Origin of the sequence: Cupriavidus sp. a3 (genome assembly GCF_051015765.1) — a bacterium.
In the GTDB taxonomy this organism is placed as follows: Bacteria; Pseudomonadota; Gammaproteobacteria; order Burkholderiales; family Burkholderiaceae; genus Cupriavidus; species Cupriavidus oxalaticus_A.
The window spans coordinates 677,407-695,623 of sequence record NZ_CP170644.1 but is presented as its reverse complement, the minus strand read 5'-3'; the positions used below and the strand labels follow the sequence as shown (position 1 = coordinate 695,623).

15 protein-coding genes and 1 pseudogene are annotated in these 18,217 nt (G+C 68.6%); 10 read left to right on the top strand and 6 right to left on the bottom strand.

What is annotated here, in order from left to right; translation table 11 throughout:
• Positions 1-41: 41 nt before the first annotated feature.
• Positions 42-1,253 (bottom strand): acyl-CoA dehydrogenase family protein, encoded by a 1,212-nt coding sequence (locus tag ACAD63_RS25120; protein ID WP_133094337.1) that lies wholly within the window; start codon positions 1,251-1,253, stop codon positions 42-44.
• Positions 1,254-1,489: 236 nt separating this feature from the next.
• On the opposite strand from ACAD63_RS25120, the gene ACAD63_RS25115 reads away from it, so the two are divergent.
• The 6 genes from ACAD63_RS25115 to ACAD63_RS25090 all read left to right on the top strand — a co-directional run bounded on the left by ACAD63_RS25115 (position 1,490) and on the right by ACAD63_RS25090 (position 7,813).
• Positions 1,490-2,587, top strand: coding sequence for an LLM class flavin-dependent oxidoreductase (locus ACAD63_RS25115; protein WP_135702947.1), 1,098 nt, complete (start codon positions 1,490-1,492; stop codon positions 2,585-2,587).
• A 31-nt stretch (positions 2,588-2,618) separates the two neighbouring features.
• A complete protein-coding gene (locus ACAD63_RS25110; protein ID WP_434034515.1) occupies positions 2,619-3,632 on the top strand; it encodes an ABC transporter substrate-binding protein in 1,014 nt (337 codons plus the stop codon).
• A 3-nt stretch (positions 3,633-3,635) separates the two neighbouring features.
• Positions 3,636-4,691, top strand: a complete 1,056-nt coding sequence (locus ACAD63_RS25105) for an ABC transporter permease (protein ID WP_434034514.1) — start codon at positions 3,636-3,638, stop codon at positions 4,689-4,691.
• Positions 4,685-5,563, top strand: coding sequence for an ABC transporter ATP-binding protein (locus ACAD63_RS25100; RefSeq protein WP_205751617.1), 879 nt, complete (start codon positions 4,685-4,687; stop codon positions 5,561-5,563). Before ACAD63_RS25105 ends, ACAD63_RS25100 begins: the two co-directional genes overlap by 7 nt.
• A 31-nt stretch (positions 5,564-5,594) precedes the next feature.
• Positions 5,595-6,770, top strand: coding sequence for a c-type cytochrome (locus ACAD63_RS25095; protein ID WP_434034513.1), 1,176 nt, complete (start codon positions 5,595-5,597; stop codon positions 6,768-6,770).
• 131 nt (positions 6,771-6,901) lie between these two features.
• Complete coding sequence (locus ACAD63_RS25090; protein ID WP_135702951.1) at positions 6,902-7,813, top strand: DMT family transporter; 912 nt, start codon at positions 6,902-6,904, stop codon at positions 7,811-7,813.
• 84 nt (positions 7,814-7,897) lie between these two features.
• On the opposite strand, the pseudogene ACAD63_RS25085 reads toward ACAD63_RS25090, so the two are convergent.
• Positions 7,898-8,743: pseudogene (locus ACAD63_RS25085) on the bottom strand (sugar phosphate isomerase/epimerase family protein); the annotation flags it as partial.
• A 134-nt stretch (positions 8,744-8,877) separates the two neighbouring features.
• On the opposite strand from ACAD63_RS25085, the gene ACAD63_RS25080 reads away from it, so the two are divergent.
• Entirely contained in the window at positions 8,878-9,645 is a 768-nt protein-coding gene (locus ACAD63_RS25080; protein ID WP_133094330.1) for an IclR family transcriptional regulator domain-containing protein, read from the top strand.
• Here ACAD63_RS25080 and ACAD63_RS25075 read toward each other — a convergent pair.
• Entirely contained in the window at positions 9,629-10,603 is a 975-nt protein-coding gene (locus ACAD63_RS25075) for a LysR family transcriptional regulator (RefSeq protein WP_133094329.1), read from the bottom strand. The genes ACAD63_RS25080 and ACAD63_RS25075 overlap by 17 nt on opposite strands.
• A gap of 103 nt (positions 10,604-10,706) precedes the next feature.
• Here ACAD63_RS25075 and aroQ point away from each other — a divergent pair, with 103 nt between their 5' ends.
• Positions 10,707-11,180: a type II 3-dehydroquinate dehydratase gene (gene aroQ, locus ACAD63_RS25070; protein ID WP_133094723.1), complete on the top strand. Its 474-nt coding sequence runs from the start codon at positions 10,707-10,709 to the stop codon at positions 11,178-11,180.
• 93 nt (positions 11,181-11,273) lie between these two features.
• Here aroQ and ACAD63_RS25065 read toward each other — a convergent pair whose 3' ends face one another.
• The 3 genes from ACAD63_RS25065 to ACAD63_RS25055 form a co-directional block, all read right to left on the bottom strand.
• Positions 11,274-12,338 (bottom strand): porin, encoded by a 1,065-nt coding sequence (locus ACAD63_RS25065; RefSeq protein ID WP_135702953.1) that lies wholly within the window; start codon positions 12,336-12,338, stop codon positions 11,274-11,276.
• Between the two features lie 65 nt (positions 12,339-12,403).
• Positions 12,404-13,732: an MFS transporter gene (locus ACAD63_RS25060; protein ID WP_135702954.1), complete on the bottom strand. Its 1,329-nt coding sequence runs from the start codon at positions 13,730-13,732 to the stop codon at positions 12,404-12,406.
• Between the two features lie 108 nt (positions 13,733-13,840).
• Positions 13,841-14,674, bottom strand: a complete 834-nt coding sequence (locus tag ACAD63_RS25055) for a shikimate dehydrogenase family protein (RefSeq protein WP_135702955.1) — start codon at positions 14,672-14,674, stop codon at positions 13,841-13,843.
• A gap of 312 nt (positions 14,675-14,986) precedes the next feature.
• Between ACAD63_RS25055 and ACAD63_RS25050 the strand changes: the two genes are divergently transcribed.
• Positions 14,987-16,066, top strand: coding sequence for a 4-hydroxyphenylpyruvate dioxygenase family protein (locus ACAD63_RS25050; protein ID WP_133094325.1), 1,080 nt, complete (start codon positions 14,987-14,989; stop codon positions 16,064-16,066).
• A 374-nt stretch (positions 16,067-16,440) separates the two neighbouring features.
• Positions 16,441-18,207 carry a sulfoacetaldehyde acetyltransferase gene (gene xsc, locus ACAD63_RS25045; protein ID WP_133094722.1) on the top strand — a complete coding sequence of 589 codons (1,767 nt, stop codon included), beginning with the start codon at positions 16,441-16,443 and terminating at the stop codon, positions 18,205-18,207.
• The last annotated feature ends 10 nt before the right edge of the window (positions 18,208-18,217 follow it).

The following is an 18,217-nucleotide window of genomic DNA, read 5'->3' as shown; positions in this document are numbered from 1 at the left end:
ACACGGCGCGGCGCCCGCGTTCATGCCAGCACTGCATGCCCCTACAGCCCCAGCTGGTGCTTGCCGGCAGCGACCAGGATCGAATCGTTCTGCGGCGTATGGATGCGGCTGCACAGCACGTCGCGATAGTGCCGCTCGAGCGGATTGTTGCGGCTCAGGCCGTGGTTGCCGGCAAGCTGCAGCGCCAGTTCCACCGCGCGAATCGCATTGCCGGTCACGGTGAACTTGAGCAGGCCGCTGTCGGCGGTGGCAGGTGGCGCATTGCCGTCGGCGCGCGCGGCGGCATCGTCGAGCAGCACCTGGTTGGTCCGCAGCAGCGCGGCGATCTCGCCGATGGATTCCTGCACGCGCGGCAGCGTCGCCAGCGGCGCGCCCAGGCTGCCGGGTGCGCGCTCGCGCACGAAGCCGCGCACCCACGACCCGGCGGCGCGCGCCACGGCGTCATAGAGGCTGCCGAGCAGCACGGTCATCCACGCCTGCTGGTCGGCATTGGCGTCGATGTCGGCCTGGCTCGCACCCGCCGGCGCCCACGCGGCGGGCGGGCGGATATCGACGGCGTGGTCGGGCGGGATCCAGATATTGTCGAGCACGGTCTCGTGGCTGCCCGAGGCGCGCAAACCCAGGTGGTTCCAGTTCTCCACGATGCGCACCCCGGCCACGCCCGCGGCCGGCCCCGGCACCAGGAACACGCCCACGCGCGGCTGCGGCTCGTCGGTGCGTGCCCATACCGCCAGCCAGCGCAGCGCGGGGATGCCGGTGCTGTACAGCTTGCGGCCGCTCAGGCGCCAGCCATCGCCGACCTGCGTGGCGATGGTGGCGGGCAGGCCGCCGCGCGCAGGGGAGCCGAGCTCGGGCTCGACCCGCAGCGCGTTGATCAGCGCCCCGTCCTGCACCGCATCGGCAAAGACCTGCGCGCGCACCACATGCGGCCAGTGCGAATCGGGGCGAGCGATGGCGCGATGCTGCAAGTAGGTCATGGTCAGCACCAGCGCCGTGGCCGGGTCGCCACCGGCGACGGCCGCGATGATGCGGCGCGCCTGCGCCAGCCCTGCCCCGCCGCCGCCGTAGTCGCGCGGCACCACCTGCGCGATCAGGCCTTGCGCGTGCAGCTGCGCGAAATTGTCATGCGGAAAGCTGGCGGCGGCGTCGTGCGCGGCGGCGCCGGCGGCGAAGCGCGCGGACAGTTCGGCCAGCACTTCGCCAAGGCGCGCGGCGCTGGCAGGCAGGCGGCGCAGGGAAGACGTCGAAGACATGGAACGGAACTCCGGGAGGGATGGCTGGCAATGCGGGCAACTTGCTGATGCTTGAGCCGATTGCCGCGAATGCCGCATAGCGTAGCGCCGCACCCGCGTTCCGGAAACGACGCTTATTGAATATGGTCCGTCGTTTTTATTCGTTAGTCGCCGCGCGCCGCTGGCGTACTTTGTTCCCCAGTCCATACAAGGCCCGGGCGGCAAGCCGCCGCCATCACCGAATCAGGAGCGTACGAATGAGCGTCGATTTCATCGGCATGATCCAGAGCCAGAAGCAGTCCGAGATCCATCCCCCTGCGGGCCCCGCGATCGACCGCGACTATGTGCGTGCCTTTGCGCAGGCGCACGAGCAGGCCGGCTTCGACCGCATCCTGGTGCCGCACCATTCGACCGGGCCGTCGGCCACGCTGACCATTGCCTATGCCGCGAGCGTGACCGAACGGATCCATTTCATGCTGGCGCACCGGCCCGGCTTTACCGCGCCGACGCTGGCGGCGCGCCAGATCGCCACGCTCGACCAGTTCAGCGGCGGGCGCCTGGGCGTGCATTTCATCTCCGGCGGCTCCGACAGCGAACAGCAGCGCGACGGCGATTTCCTCGACCATGACCAGCGCTACGCGCGCACCGACGAGTACCTGCATATCCTGCGCCGCATCTGGACCGAGCCGCAGCCGTTCGACCATGCTGGCGAGTTCTACCGTTTCACGCAGGGCTTTTCCGAGGTCAAGCCGTCGCAGCATCCGCATGTGCCGGTCTATTTTGGCGGCGCATCGGCAGCGGCCTTGCAAGTTGCCGGCAAGCACGCCGACGTCTATGCGCTGTGGGGCGAATCGCTCGACCAGGTGCGCGAGCTGACCACCCGCGTGCGTGCGGAGGCGGCAAGGCATGGCCGCACGGTGCGCTTCTCGGTCTCGTTCCGGCCGGTGCTGGCCGAGACCGAAGAGCAGGCGTGGGCCCGCGCCGACAGCATCCTGGAACGCACCCGCGCGCTGCGCGTGCAGGCCGGCTACAGCCGTGGCGGCCCGCAGCAGAGCGAAGGCGCGCGCCGGCTGCTGGCCGCCGCCGACAAGGGCGACCGTGTCGACCAGCGCCTGTGGACCGCGATCGCGCGCGAGACCGGCGGGCGCTCCAACTCGACCGGACTGGTCGGCACGCCCGAGCAGGTGGCGCAGGCACTGCTGGCCTATTACGAACTGGGCGTGACCACCTTCCTGATCCGCGGCTTCGATCCGCTGGAAGACGCCATCGACTATGGCCGCGAGCTGATCCCGCGCGTGCGCGAGCTGGTGGCGCAGCACGATGCCGCGCACCACGCGGAGCGCCGCGCCGCCTGAACACCCACAACAAGAATCGGGGAGTCTCACCATGAGCCAGAAGCACAACGACACCGACCCGCGCCGCCGCAGCGTGCTGCGCCTTGCCAGCGCCGCAGCCATCGCGGCGCCGGCGCTGATCCTCGGCCGCCAGGCCTGGTCCGCGCCGCGCAAGCTGACCTTCGCCTGGAACCAGAACTCGTTCTGCCTGACGCCGATCGTGGTGGCGCAGGAGAAAGGCTTCTTCGAGAAGAACGGGCTGCAGGTCGACCTGATCAACTACAGCGGCTCGACCGACCAGCTGCTGGAGTCGATCGCCACCGGCAAGGCCGATGCCGCGGTGGGCATGATCCACCGCTGGCTCAAGCCGCTGGAGGCAGGTTTCGACGTCAAGATCATCGGCAGCTCGCACGGTGGCTGCGTGCGGCTGGTGGGTTCGAAGGCCGCGGGCGTGACCGGCCTGCAGCACCTGAAGGGCAAGACCGTGGGCGTCAGCGACCTGGCCGCGCCCGGCAAACACTTCTTCACCATCCTGCTGGCCAAGAACGGCATCAACCCGGACAAGGACATCACATGGCGCCAGTATCCGGCCGACCTGCTCGGCGTGGCGGTCGACAAGGGCGAGATCCAGGCCATCGCCGACGGCGATCCCAACCTGTACCTGCTGGAGAAGCGCACCAACGGCGCCTACGTGGAACTGGCCACCAACCTGACCGGCGAATATGCGCGCAAGGTGTGCTGCGTGGTCGGCGCGCGCGGCGAACTGGTGCGCAATGACCGCCCCGCCGCCGCGTCGCTGGCACGCGCCATCGTGCAGGCCACCGACTACGTCAACGAGAACCCCAACGAGGCCGCCAGGGTGTTCGCCAAATACTCGCCGAAGATCAATCCGGAAGACCTGCGCAAGCTGTACGCGACGCTGACCTACAACCACCATCCGACCGGCTCCGACCTGCGCGACGAGATAGCGTTCTACGCCGACGATTTCCGCCGCATCGGCGTGCTGAAAAAGACCACCGATGCCAATCGCCTGGCGCAGCATGTCTACGCCAACGTCCTGGGATAAGCGATGACGACAAGCCAACCTGCATTCGATGCGCGGCTGGCGCGCCAGCCGGCCGCCGCGGCTTCCGAAGTGCCCGCGCAGGATGCTGCCCCGGCACGCATCTGGCCCGTGGGGCTGCTCGCGGCGCTGGCATGGGCCGCCTTCGGCGCGCTGACGTGGCGCTGGCCCAACCACGTAGTGGGCTTCAGCGACTGGGCCTATACCGAGGAGCTCGGCCTGGCCGCGCTGGCGGCGGCCGCGCTGCTGGCGCTGCTCGCCTTGGGCGGCCAGCACGTGCGCGCGCTGCAACGGCCGCTGGCTGCGCTGCGGACCGCAGGCCCGTGGCTGGTGGCGGTGCCGGCGGTGCTGTCCGCATGGGAGATCCTGACCGCCAAGACCGCGATCCTGCCGACGCCCTTCTTCGCGCCGCCGCAGGCGCTGATCGAGGTCTACGCCGATGACTGGCGCCGGCTCGGCGACAGCGTGCTCAACACGCTCAAGCTGCTGGGGCTGGGCGTGGCGTACGGCGGGCTGGTGGGCTTCCTGGTGGGCGTGTCGATCGGCTGGTCGCGGCGCATCGGCTACTGGGTGCATCCGGTGCTGCGCGTGGTGGGGCCGCTGCCTTCGACCGCGCTGCTGCCGCTGACGTTTTACTTCTTCCCGTCGAGCTATTCGGCGGCCGTGTTCCTGATCGCGCTGGCGACCGCCTTCCCGGTGGCCGTGCTGACGTGGTCGGGCGTCGCCGGCGTCAACAAGAGCTACTACGACGTGGCGCGCACGCTGGGCGCGTCCGGCTGGTTCCTGGTGCTGCGCGTGGCGATTCCGGCGGCGCTGCCGCAGGTGTTTGTCGGGCTGTTCATGGGACTGGGCGCGTCGTTTTCGGTGCTGGTGACGGCCGAGATGATGGGCGTGAAATCGGGGCTGGGGTGGTACCTGACCTGGGCGCAGGGCTGGGCCTCGTACGTGAATATGTATGCGGCGCTGATCGTGATGGCGTTGCTGTTTTCGGGCGTGATTACGTTGTTGTTCGTGGCGCGGGACCGGGTGTTGTCGTGGCAGAAGGGGACGGTGAAATGGTGAGCGTGGTCGAGCGGTTGAAAGCATCGAGATCTCACGTACGCCCGCAGAAGGCTCTCCTCTCCCGCGAGCGGGAGAGGGGAGTTAACGCGGCGGCGGGTGATGACTCGAACGTACTGACTGGGGCTCGCATCGATATCCGGCAGGTCAGCCACTGGTTCGGCCACGGCAACGAGCGCCTGCAGGTCCTCGACGACGTCGGCCTCAACGTCGCGCCCGGCGAGTTCGTCGCGCTGCTCGGCCCCAGCGGCTGCGGCAAGTCCACGCTGCTGCGCCTGGTCGCCGGCCTGGACCAGCCCACGTCGGGCGAGATTCTGCAGGACGGCACGCCCATCACCGAGCCGGACCCGTCGCGCATCGTGGTGTTCCAGGACCCCACGCTGTACCCGTGGCGCCGTGTCTGGGACAACGTCGCGCTCGGCTTGCAGGCGCAGGGCATCCTCGCGCAGCAGCGCCATCGCGTCGACGACGCGCTGCGCCGCGTCGGGCTGGAGTCGTTCGCGCGGGCCTTTCCGCACCAGCTCTCCGGCGGCATGGCGCAGCGCGTGGCGCTGGCGCGTGCGCTGGTCAACGATCCGCGCCTGCTGGTGCTGGACGAGCCGCTGGGCAAGCTCGATTCGCTGACGCGGCTGGCGATGCAGAGCGACCTGGTCGAACTGTGGCAGCGCTCGCGCTTCTCGGCGCTGCTGGTCACGCACGACGTGGAAGAGGCGCTGTTCCTGGCGCAGCGCGTGATCGTGTTCAGCCAGCGGCCAGCGCGCATCGCGGCGGAGCTGAAGGTCGACCTGCCCTACCCGCGCCATCGCGGCGACCCGCGCCTGACCGAACTGCGGCACGAAGCGCTGCGCCACCTGGGACTGGACGCGAGCTGGTAATGGCCCTTCGCAGCACCGGGCGAGCCGCGCCATGAGCCACCCGCCGCCCCAGGCGTGGCTGAACGCACTGCTTGTCCTGATCGAGAAATGCCAGCTGGGCCTGTTGTGGCTGTGGCATGCGCTGGGCCTGACCGGCACCAGCCATGGCCAGCCGGCCTGGCCGTGGGCGCGGCGGATTGCCGGCGAAACGCTGCTGATCGACCTTGCCCTGGCACGGCAGGTCGGCTTCAGCCTGTGCGCGCTCGCCTTTGCGCTGCTGGCCGTCGCCGTCGCCAGCGCCTGGCGCCGGGGCCGCCCCATGCTGCTCGCGGCAGCGCTGCTGGCCCTGCTGCTGGCGCCGTGGCCGCGGGCCGCGCTGCTGCTCGGCCCGGCCAGCCCCACCAGCTTCCACGCCAGCCCTACCGGTTTTGCGGTCGACGCCATCGTGCTGGGGCAACGCGTCTACGCACAGCATTGCGCCGCGTGCCACGGCAATGACGGCCGCGGCGAAGGACCGCTGGCCGCCGGCCTGCCGCAATGGCCGCCGACGCTGGTCAGTCCCCTGCTCGCGCGCCGCGCCGATGGCGAGCTGTTCTGGCATGTGCTGTCCGGCATGCGCGACCGCCGCGGCCAGCCGACCATGCCGGGCTTCCGCAGCCAGCTTGCCGAGCGCGAGGCCTGGGCCGTGATCGACTACATGAAGGCGTTGTCGGCAGCCAACAGTACCGAAGGGAACTGGCCGGTGCCGCTGCGGTTGCCGGAGATGGCCATCCGCTGCGGCGACGCCGCGCCGGTGGCGCTGTCGCATTGGCGCGGCGAGCAGCGCGTGCGGCTGGTGGCGGTGGACGGGATCGCCGCTACCCTGCCCTATGAAGACCCGCGCTTCCTGACCGTGCTCGTCACACCGGACGGCCGCGTGCCGGCGCAGGTGCCGCGCTTCCGCGCCGGCTGCACGGCAGCTTCCGCCCAGGCCTGGCAGGCACTGGCGGCGATTGCCGGCCTGCCGCCGGCACGGCTGGCCGGCACCCAGCTGCTCGCCGACGGCGCGGGATGGCTGCGCGCGCGCGGCACGCCGGGCAGCACGTGGTCCGATGCCGACCTCGTCTGCGTGTCCGGGCCGGCTGCCGCGACGCGGCCCCTGCCCGCCGGGATCGATGGCCTGACGGCGCTGTTGCTTCGCATGGACGCCGAGCCGGTTCGCTTCGTCAAGGGCGGTTTCATCCATTGAGCAGGGATTGTTCGCTGGCAGCGAATTCTGACTTTCCAGCCGCCGCCGCCATCGACCGCGCCCGGGACAGTACCCTCGGCTTCATGAAGGACAGCCTGGAACGCTGACATGTTGCGGTCAAGGATGGCGCCATGAGCGCCACGGGAAGTTCGCGGCCCCTGCAGGGCATCGCGCTGATGGTTGCCGCGGTGGCATGCTTCGCCGCGCTCGATACGATGACCAAGATCACCGGCGCCGCCGTGCCGGTGGTGATGGCGCTGTGGGTGCGCTACCTTGCGCAGGCGGCGCTGACCGGCGCGGTGCTGCTGCCGGCGCGCGGCCGCATCCTGCTGCGCACGCGCCGTCCATGGCTGCAGGCTACGCGCGCGGTGACGATGCTGCTGTCCAGCGCCTGCGCGTTCTTCAGCCTGCAGGTACTGCCGGTGGGCGAGTTCACCGCGGTGGTCAGCCTGACGCCGCTGGCGATCGCGCTGGCGGCCGCGACGCTGTTCGGCGAGCGCATGTCGGCGCTGCGCTGGCTCTGCCTGCTGGCCGGATTTGCCGGCGCGCTGGTGGTGATCCGGCCCGGCGCCGACGTGGAGCCGGCCATGCTGCTGCCGCTCGCGGCGGTCTGCCTCAATGCCGCCTACCAGTTGCTGACCAGCGTGCTGACCCGGACCGACGGCGCCGGCACCACGCATTTCTATACCGGCTGCATTGCCGCGGCACTGTTGTCGGCGGCGCTGCCGCTGGCGTGGACCTGGCACGTCGACGCGCTGCACTGGTGGCTGCTGGCGGGCATGGCGCTCGCCGGCTGCGCCGGGCACATGTTCCTGGTGCTGGCCTATGCGCGCGCCCCGGTCGGCGTGCTGACGCCGTATCTCTACCTGCAGATCGCCTTTGCCATGCTGGGTGGCTGGCTGGTATTTGGCTGGCTGCCCGATGCCTGGTCGCTGCTGGGCGTGGCGATGATCGCCGCCAGCGGCGTGGCCGGCACCGCGGTGGCGGCCCGCGAGCGCGCCTTGCCGGCACGGCCGGCGGCGCGGCAAGCGAGCGCGGCATAGGGTAGGGTCGCGGTATAGCGTCGCGGTATAGCGTCGCGGTATAGCGTTTTAGCGTGCCGCGAGAGCCGGGCCACCGGCGCGCTCTGCGGCCACGGGCACCCCGTTCGTCACCGCTTCCAGCCATTCCAGCGAGCGCAGCCCGTCCTGCGCAACCGGCAACGGGGGCGCCGCGCGGAAGCCATCGTTGAACACCTCCAGCGAAAGCGGGCCGCGATAGCCGGCCCGCAGCACGGCACGCGTGAAACCGACCACGGGCAGGTCGCCCTGGCCAGGGAAATTGCGGTGGTGGCGGCTCCAGGTGCGCACGTCCAGCGGCATGCGCGGCGCGTCGGCAAGCTGGACAAAGAAGATCCGTCCGGCCGGCACCGCATCGAGGCCATGCAGCGTGTCGCCGAGCGCCAGCGTATGGAAGCTGTCCAGCATCAGTCCCAGCGCGGGATGCCCGGCGCGCTGCACGATGTCCCACGCCTGCCGCCAGCGGCGCACATGGCGGCCCCAGGCCAGCGCCTCGTAGCCCAGCCGCAGGCCGCGGCGGGCCGCGGCTTCGGCCAGCGCGTGCAGGTCGGTGGCGGCGCGCGCGGCATCGTCGAGCGCCGCATCCTGCACGTTGCTGCAGACCAGCGCCAGGTGCACCCCGAGTTGCTCCATCGCATCGAACTTCCGCTCGGCGCGCGCCAGCTCCGCGGCGGACAGGCCGCCCGGCATGGCCTCGAAATCGCGCAGCGGCTGGTAGAGCAGGATCTGCAGGCCGAGGTCGGCGGCCATGCGCCGGACCTCGGCGGGCGTGCCGGGGAACTGCAGCAGGTCGTCCTCGAAGATCTCCACGCCGTCGAAACCGGCGTCGGCAGCGGCTTGCAGCTTCTGCGGCAGCGATCCCGACAAGGTGACGGTAGCGATCGATTTGCGCAGCGGAACAGGAAACAGGGTCATGGCGATCAGTCGAGGTAGCGGCTTGGATTTCCCAAGGTTATGAGCCATCATTGCCCGCAACAACCGTCATTCGCGCGCACGCGTGCGACAATCGCTCCAATGCAATCATCTATCGCGCGAAGCAAGGGTTAACCATGGAAAACGAACCGCTGAACCGGCGCGACTGGATCGCCGGGCTGGAGAAGGGCCTGGCCATCCTGGAGGCCTTCGACAACGACCATCCGCGCCTGACGCCCACGCAGGCAGCCGAGCGCACCGGCCTGACGCGCACTGCCGCGCGCCGCTACCTGCTGACGCTGGAGCACCTGGGCTACACCACCAGCGACGGCACGCTGTTCAGCCTGACGCCGCGCGTGCTCAAGGTGGGCTGGTCGTATTTCGATTCGGCGCGGCTGCCGCGCACGGTGCAGCCGTTCCTGCAGCAGATCACCGCGCAGCTTGGCGAGGCCGCCTACCTGAGCGTGCTCGATGGCTGGGAGCTGGTGTTCATCGCCCGCACCAGCACCAACCGCGTGATGAGCACGGGCTTCGTGCTGGGCGCGCGGGTGCCGGCACCGCTGGGGTCGGCGGGCGTGATGATGCTGGCGTCACGGCCGCAGGAACAGGTCAGGACCTGGCTGGAAAACGTGGTGCTGGCGCCCTACACGCCCTACACGATCCTGCAGCACGACCGGCTGCTGGAAGAAATCCGCAAGGCCGGCGCGCAGGGCTATGCGATGCTCGAGCAGCAGCTGCAGACCGGCGTGCGCGGCGTGGCGGTGCCGCTGCGCGATCGCCACGGCAAGGTGATCGCCGCGCTGTCGGTCAACATGCCGATCGGCGACGAGACCCCGCAACAGGCGCTGGACCGCGTGCTGCAGGTGCTGCAGGACACGGCGCTCCTGATCATGCGCGTGCTGTAGCGGCCTGGCCTTCCAGCGACGTCGCCAGCGCGTGCGGCCCTTGTGTCAGTTGCGCCTTCAGGAAGGCCAGGCACACGCGCATGCGCGCCGAGGCCGACGCCCGCGCGCTGGTCACGGCCCAGATGTCGGACGGATGCCGCCAGCCGGGCAGCACGCGCACCAGGTCGCCCGCCCGCACGGCGGCGGCCACGTCCCAGACCGACGCCATGATGATGCCGTAGCCCTCCAGGGCCCACTCGTGCGTCACGTCGGCAACATTCGATGCCATTGGGCCGGTGACTTTCGTGGTCTCCCAGCCGCCGTCCTGCCCCTGCAGCCGCCACACGCCGAAGGCCTGGTCGCGCTCGCGCAACAGCAGGCAGTCGTGGCGCGGCAGGTCTGACGGATGCTCCGGCATGCCGCGCCGCGCCAGGTAGGCCGGCGCCGCGCACAGCACGCGGCTGCCGGTGGCGATGCGGCTGGCGATCAGGTGCGGCTCCTGCACGTCGCCCACGCGGATATCGAGGTCGAACTGCTCGCCGATCAGGTCGACGCGGCGGTCGAGCAGTTCCAGCCATACCTCCAGCCCCGGATGCTGCTGCCGCAGCAGCGACAGCACCGGCGCCACGTGCCGCCGCCCCAGCCGCAGGCTGGTGGCGATGCGCAACTGCCCGCGCGCCTCGCCGCCGGCACCGCCGACGGCTTCCAGCATGCCATCCACGTCTTCCAGGATCTTCTGCGCCCACGCAAACGCGCTCTCGCCCTCGGCCGTGACGCTGACGCGGCGCGTGGTGCGGTGGAACAGCCTGGCGCCGAGCATGGCCTCCAGCATGGCGATGCGCTTGCTCACATGGGCCGGCGAAATGCCCGTCTCCTGGGCCGCGGCGATAAAGCTGGCGCGCCGCGCCACCGTGCAGAACAGACGCAGGTCGCGCAGGAACGGGTCATTGTTCGCGCTGGGCGCATGCTGAATTTCCATGGCAGTCGATGATGAGACGAGGGCTAAACGATAGGCTATCGGCCGTGGCCGCGCCAGCATCGCGGCCGACAGCAGACGTTACAGCAGACATGAAGGAGACATGATGAAGACCGTACTGGTGCTCAACGGACCCAACCTCAACCTGCTCGGCACGCGCGAGCCGGCCGTCTATGGCAGCGAGACGCTGGCCGATGTGGAACGCATCTGCCAGCAGGCCGCAGAACGGCTCGGGCTGCGGGCCGAGTGCCGGCAGACCAATCACGAAGGGCAGCTGATCGACTGGATCCACGAGGCGGGCAAGCTGTGCGCGAGCGGCGAGATGGCCGGCGTGGTGTTGAACGCGGGCGCGCTCACGCATACGTCGATCGCGCTGCATGATGCGATCAAGGGCGCGGCGGTGCCGGTGGTCGAGTACCACGTCTCCAACGTGCATGCGCGCGAGGCGTTCCGGCACAAGTCGTGGATTTCGCCGGTGGCGGTGGCGGTGATGGCGGGGCTGGGGGTGAAGGGGTATGGGCTGGCGGTGGCGGCGGTGGCGCAGGTGACGGGGGTGGTTGCGGAATCCGCTTCCGCCTGACCGCTGCAGGCGGCGCACGCCGCGTGTTTGCTCCCCTCTCCCGCAAGCGGGAGAGGGGAGCAAACCGGCACGGGTGGAGAAGGCCGAAAGCGATCAGAACTTATGCCTGACCCCCGCCATCACCCCCAGCCGCGTCTTGTTCCCGTACGTATTCCCGCTGTTCACAAACGCCGCCCCGCTGTTCAGCACAATCCATTGCCCCTGCAGGTGGGTGTAGTCCACCTCCACATACACATCGGTACGCTTGCTGAAGTTGTAGTCCAGCATGCCCGCCGTGGTCAGCCGTTTGCCGCCCTGCCCCGCGTGCCGCAGCCAGTCGTACTGGAACGTGCCGATAAACGCCAGCGCCTCCGTCAGGCTGAAGCGCGTGCCGACATAGCCTACGTTGTTGCGATAGTCCGCCACGTCGAGCCGGTTGTTGGTATAGCCCAGGTAGTATTGCGACCGCGCCGCCTTCCACGTCCCGCCCAGGCCCCATACCGTCTGCTTGCTCGCCTGCGCCGCCGGCACCGCGCCGAAATAGGCCGAGGTGACGTTCTGCGTCTGCTGGTAGACCGCGCCGATTTCCAGCGGTCCCGAGCTGTACACCAGCGACCCGGCCGCGGCCGAATTGGTCTTCATGCTGCCCGGCACCTCGCCGAAGGTGTAGGCCGCCGCCACCTGCAGGCCGTTGAAGCTCTTGATGTACTTGAGCGTGTTGTCGTAGCGCAGCCCCGTGTAGTTGCCGCCCTGGTAACCGACGATGGAGTTGTTGGCAAAGGCCATGGCCTCATACGACGACAGCACTTCATGCGCCAGCGTGTATTGGCGGCCGAGCGCGAGCTTGCCATAAGGACCGTCGAATCCGACGACCGCGGTACGCCCGAACAGCCGCCCCCCCTGCTGGCTGGTCCCCGTGTCGGGCGAGAAGCCCGACTCCAGGATGAACCACGCCTTGTTGCCGCCGCCGATATCCTCCGCGCCGCGGATGCCCCAGCGGCTGCCGGTCAGCACGCCGTCGGTCATCTGCGTGCGGCTGTGGCCGGCCGCGTCTTCGTTGGTGCTGTAGCGGATGGTGGTATCGAGCAGCCCGTAGAGCGTGACGCCACCGGAAGTCTGGGCGACAGCGGGCACGCTGCCCGCGCCCAGCGCGAGCAGCGCAATGAATCGTTTATGCATCGGAGTGTTGTCCCGGTCTTTGTTGTCGTACTCGCGGCACCAGCAGTGCCGGCGAGGAATTGTCGTCAGGCGGCCTCAGGCACCTTGCGCGGGGCGAGGAAGAACAGCCACGTCAGCGCGATGAAGTAGGCGCACGGGATCATCGTGAACAGCACCGCGTAGTTGTTGTTGGTTACGGTCAGCACGTAGCCCACCAGCTGCGTCATGAACATGCCGCCGATCGCGCCGATCATTCCGCCGAAGCCGAACACCGAGCTGACCACGTGCTTGGGCGTGTAGTCCATCACCATGCTCCAGATATTGGCGGTCCATGCCTGGTGCGCACCGATCGCCACCGAGATCGCGGCCACGGCCATCCACAGGCTGCTGGCGCCGGCGGCCATCACCACCGAAACGATGCACACGGCAAAGACCAGCATCGACAGCAGCCGCGCCCGCACCGCCGGCATGCCGCGCGCGATCAGCCACGACGACAGCGCGCCGCCGCCCACGCTGCCCACGTCGGCGCACAGGTAGATCACGATCAGCGGAATGCCCATCTGCGTCACGCTGATGCCGAGCTGGTATTGCTGGTTGAGGAACGGCGGCAGCCAGTACAGGTAGAACCAGAACACCGGCGCGGTGATGGCGTAGGCCAGCGCAAAGGCCCAGGTGCCGCGCATGCGCAGGATCTGCGTGTAGCGGATGCGCTGGGGCGGCGGATCGATGTCGCGGGTGACGTGCGCCAGTTCCGCGGCGGTGACGGTCGGGTGCTGCTCGGGGTTGTGGTAGCGCGTGAACCAGAACGCCAGCCAGACCGCGCCCAGCGAGGCGATCACCAGGAACGCGGCCTGCCAGCCCCATGCCTGCAGGATCAGCGGTAGCATGATCGGCGTCAGCATCGCGCCGACGTTGGTGCCGGCATTGAAGATGCCGGTGGCGATGGCGCGCTCGCTGGCCGGGAACCAGATGCGCGTGGTCTTGACGCACGCCGGGTAATTGGCCGCTTCAGACAAGCCGAGGAAGAAGCGGCAGATCATGAAGCCGACCGCCGACGCCGCGAACGCATGCGCGCCGCAGGCAATGCTCCACAGCAGCACCGCCAGCGCAAAGGCGCGCTTGACGCCGACCAGGTCGATAAAGCGGCCCTGCAGCGCAAAGCCGATGGCATAGCCCACCTGGAACCAGAAGTTGATATTGGCGTAGTCCTGCGCGGTCCAGGCCATGGCCTTGGCCAGCACCGGCTGCAGCACGCCCAGCGCGGCGCGGTCCACATAGTTCAGCGTGGTCGCGAAGAACACCAGCGCCAGCATGCCCCAGCGCACCTTGCCGAAGGCAAAGGCGGCGCGCACCTTGTCGCCGAGCGAGTTGCCGAACGCGGAAGCCGCTGGCAGCTCCTTGTGAGTCGTTGTCATGTTGTCTGTCTCCACCAATGGATAGAAGTCTTGCTTGCCGGCGTGCCTTTGTGTGCTGGCCTGCGCGCGGCTTCGGGGCAAGGGCTTGCGCCCCGGCCCGTCGATGCGTCAGTAGCGGATCTGCGCCACCTCGCGCAGCGCGTCGGGCGTGGCCGTGCCGTAGCCGAAGAACTCCAGGTAGGCCGGGATCATCTCGAACAGCATGTCCGTGCCCACCTGCACCTTGCAGCCGCGGGCGAGCGCGGCCTGCAGCAGCGGCGTGTATTCCTGCTTCATCACCACCTCGCCGACCATGGCGCCGGGGGCGATGCGCGCCACGTCGAACGGCAGCGGATCGCCGGGCTGCATGCCCAGCGGCGTGGCATTGACCACCACGTCATATCCGTCCGGGTCGGCCGAGCCGGTGCTGACGCGCAACGCCGGGTAGTGTTCGGCGAGGCGATGCGCCAGGGCGCGCGCCGCCGTCTCGCGGGCGTCGAACAGCGCCAGCTCGGCCACGCCGGCCGCCGCCAGCGAGGCGGCGATCGCGCTGCCCACCCCGCCGCTGCCCGACACAATGGCGCGCGCGCCTTCCAGCCGGCAGCCCTTGCGCAGGATGCCGCGCACAAAGCCCTCGCCGTCGAACTGGCCGCCGACCAGCGTGCCGTCGTCACGTCGCAGCACGGCGTTGCAGGCGCCGGCGATGCGCGCGGCGGGCGTGAGTTCGTCGACCAGCTCGACGGTGGCGACCTTGTGCGGCATGGTCACCAGCGCGCCGCGGATATTGGTCATGCGGAACAGCGCGGGGAACACCGTCGCGTAGTCGTCCGGCTTGACCCCCATCGGGATTACGGCGGCATCGATGCCCTGCCGGTCGAACCAGGGGTTGTAGATCATCGGCGCCTTGAACGACTCCGTCGGATAGCCGATGTGGGGGATTAGCGTGGTCTTGCCGTGGATCATGTGTGCCTGGGTTCCGGTAATTCGCGCTACCCGGACTCCGGCATGCATGGCCTTCTGAGTTGGCCTTGGCGGAGGGACGGGGGCGCGTCGTTGACCGGAGATTAGTGGTCGCCAGGCGCTCCGCCAACTGTCTTATTCGGCACTTTGGGCGATTAATGAACGCCTATGCGCGATCAAGGCATCGAATGCGGGTTTCTACGAGGCCGCTGCGACAGGCGCCAATGCACGGCGAGCCGCGGCGCCGTTGCTACTATCGGTCGTCGCCGCAAGGCCCGGCACCGCCCCCGCAATACCCAGACAGGAGCCAAGACTATGAGCGCCGCACCCGCCTCTTCCTCACACGCCCCGCGCGCAGGGGATGCACAACCATGGGACAACCCGCTCGGCATCCGGGGCTACGAGTTCATCGAGTTCGCATCGCCAGATCCTGCCGCGCTTGGCCGGACGCTGGAACGCCTCGGCTTCGCCGCCATCGCGCGGCATCGCCACAAGGCGGTGAAGCTGTACCGGCAGGGCGAGATGAATTTCATCGTCGATGCCGAGCCGGATTCGTTCGCCACGCGCTATGCGGCGCGTTATGGATTGTCGATCTGTGCGATCGGGATTCGGGTCGACGATGCGGCGGTGGCGTTCGCGCGGGCGCTGGAGGCTGGCGCCTGGCCGTTCGAGGGCGGCACGGTGGGACCGATGGAGCTCAATATTCCCGCCATCCAGGGGATCGGGCAGTCGGTCCTCTATTTCATCGACCGCTGGCGCGGGAAAGAGGGTCGGCCGGGCGATGTCGGCGACATCTCGATCTACGACGTGGATTTCCGGCCGCTGCCGCCGGCCGGCGACATGTCCGACGCCGGCCTTCTGCGCGTCGACCACCTGACCCAGGCAGTCGATCCCGGCCACCTGGAAGAATGGCTGGAGTTCTACCGCAAGGTGCTGGGGTTCCGGAAACTGCGCAGCGCCGGCGAGTCACACGCGCTGGTTTCGCCATGCGGCAGCATCCGCATCCCCCTATACGAGAAGGGAACGCCGCGGCACGACCAGATGCGGCATTACCTGTCGGATCAGCACGGCGAAGGCATCCAGCACATTGCCCTGGCCAGCGAGGACATTCTTGCCAGCGCCGCGGCACTGGCCAGCCGTGGCGTGCAGTTCGTGCAGCCGCCGCCGGCTTACTACGATTCGGTCCCTGCCCGCGTGCCAGGCCATGGGCTGGACCTTGCCGGCCTGCAACGCTACGGCATCCTGGTTGATGGCAGTGGCCCTCGCGAGTGCTTCCAGCAAGCCTTCCTGAAACGCGAGGCGGGCGAGTTCTTCTTCGAGATCGTCCAGCGTGACGGTCATCAGGGCTTCGGCGAGGGCAACCTGCCGGTGCTCGAAGCGCTGTCGACACGCTGACGCGCTGCGCCGCCACGTAGGCGCGGCGCCCTCTCTCCTGCCTTCCCCCCTGCGCCGGCTCCCATGCCGGCGCTGTCTTGCTTTCCGCTCCTCCAAGGCAAACGCTCAAGTTCCTCATCAGGCACTCATAACCGCTTTTTGTCTCATTTTTTCGCTAGATTCATTCCATAAACCAAAACTTCTTATTGACGCCGCCCGATCTTCCACCTACATTTCGACCAACGCATCAATTTTCCGGAACGGACTGTTCCACTTTATAACACCCCAACCAGGAGACACCCGCCATGCGCGACCTCGAAACCACCAAGCAGCCCGCCGTTTCCGGTGGCTCGGCCGCAGCGAAAGACAGCCAGGTTCCGGCTGGCCCGCAGACCATGACCCCGTCCGAAGCCTTCGTCGAAACGATGGTCGCCAACGGTGTGACCGATATGTTCGGCATCATGGGCTCGGCCTTCATGGACGCGATGGACATCTTCGCCCCCGCCGGCATCCGCCTGATCCCGGTGGTGCACGAGCAAGGCGCCGGCCACATGGCCGACGGCTATGCCCGTGTGTCGGGCCGCCACGGCGTGGTCATCGGCCAGAACGGTCCCGGCATCTCCAACTGCGTGACTTCGATCGCCGCCGCCTACTGGGCCCACAGCCCCGTGGTGATCGTCACTCCCGAAGCCGGCACCATGGGCATCGGCCTGGGCGGCTTCCAGGAAGCCAACCAGCTGCCGATGTTCCAGGAGTTCACCAAGTACCAGGGCCACGTCACCAACCCGGCGCGCATGGCCGAGTTCACCGCGCGCTGTTTTGACCGCGCCAAGGCCGAGATGGGGCCGACGCAGCTGAACATCCCGCGCGACCACTTCTACGGCAAGATCACCGCCGAGATTCCGAAGCCGCAGAACCTCGATCGCGGCCCCGGCGGCGAGCAGAGCCTGAATGAAGCGGCCGAACTGCTGGCCAATGCCAGGTTCCCGGTGATCATCTCGGGCGGCGGCGTGGTGATGGCCGATGCAATCGAGGAATGCAAGGCACTGGCCGAGCGCCTGGGCGCGCCGGTGGTCAACAGCTACCTGCACAACGACTCGTTCCCCGCCAGCCACCCGCTGTGGTGCGGCCCGCTGGGCTACCAGGGGTCGAAGGCCGCGATGAAGCTGATCTCGCGCGCCGACGTGGTGATCGCGCTGGGCTCGCGCCTGGGGCCGTTCGGCACGCTGCCGCAGCACGGCATGGACTACTGGCCGAAGAACGCCAAGATCATCCAGATCGATGCCGACCACAAGATGCTGGGCCTGGTGAAGAAGATCTCGGTGGGCATCTGCGGCGACGCCAAGGCTGCCGCCATCGCGCTGACCCAGCGCCTGGCCGGCCGCACGCTGGCCTGCGACGCCACCCGCGACGCACGCGCCACCGATATCTCCAACGAGAAGGCCGCGTGGGAGAAGGAGCTGGACGACTGGACGCATGAGCGCGACCCGTACAGCCTGGACATGATCGAAGAGCAGAAGCAGGAACGCACGCCCAACGGCGGCCACTACCTGCATCCGCGCCAGGTGCTGCGCGAGCTGGAAAAGGCCATGCCGGAAGATGTGATGGTGTCCACCGACATCGGCAACATCAACTCGGTGGCCAACAGCTACCTGCGCTTCGAGAAGCCGCGCAGCTTCTTTGCGGCGATGAGCTGGGGCAACTGCGGCTACGCCTTCCCGACCATCATCGGCGCCAAGGTCGCGGCGCCGCACCGCCCGGCCGTGTCGTACGCCGGTGACGGCGCCTGGGGCATGAGCCTGATGGAAACCATGACCTGCGTGCGCCACAACATCCCTGTGACCGCGGTGGTGTTCCACAACCGCCAGTGGGGCGCGGAGAAGAAGAACCAGGTGGACTTCTACAACCGCCGCTTCGTCGCGGGCGAGCTCGACAACCAGAGCTTCGCCGAAATCGCCAAGGCGATGGGCGCGGAAGGCATCGTGGTGGATCGCCTGGAAGACGTGGGCCCGGCACTGAAGCGCGCCATCGACCTGCAGATGAATCATGGCAAGACCACGATCATCGAGATCATGTGCACGCGTGAACTGGGCGACCCGTTCCGCCGCGATGCGCTGTCGAAGCCGGTGCGTTACCTGGACAAGTACAAGGACTACGTTTGATCCAAGCAGC